The following is a 425-nucleotide window of genomic DNA, read 5'->3' as shown; positions in this document are numbered from 1 at the left end:
TTTTTTAAGAGATCGCACTCCATCTTCACTTCCGCCAGTTCCCGCTGGACGCGTGCCAGCTCGGCTTGAAGTTCGGTCTGCGGCTTTTGCTCCTTGCCGACCTCCTGCAGCTTGCCCGCTTTGGCCGAACGGGACCCAGTTCGCCAACGTCTTCAGCGGAACCGACAGCCGACGTGCCGCCTCCGAAACACCGACACCTTCGGTGAGCGCCAGCTTGACTGCCTGCTCACGAAATTCGCTCGTGTAGACCGCCTTGGGAATTCGATTCATCCATGCCCCCGTTTCACGATTGTACGAAACGTTGGCCTCTACTTTTTTCGACCGACCTCACTTGCATGCGTGGATGTGTTTGATAGCTGCGGCCGCAACTAAGCTCAATTCTGTCCACCCTTGGCAACGCCACTCTCATCGCCGTCGTATTGCCG

Annotated in this window: 1 pseudogene; it reads right to left on the bottom strand. The window is 57.4% G+C overall.

The window, feature by feature from the left end:
- A pseudogene (locus tag P0D80_RS51275) lies at positions 1-270 on the bottom strand (transposase); the annotation flags it as partial.
- Positions 271-425: the final 155 nt, after the last annotated feature.

Source organism: Paraburkholderia sp. RL17-373-BIF-A (genome assembly GCF_046030175.1).
Classification (GTDB): Bacteria; Pseudomonadota; Gammaproteobacteria; order Burkholderiales; family Burkholderiaceae; genus Paraburkholderia.
This window is presented reverse-complemented; position numbering and strand designations above follow the sequence as displayed.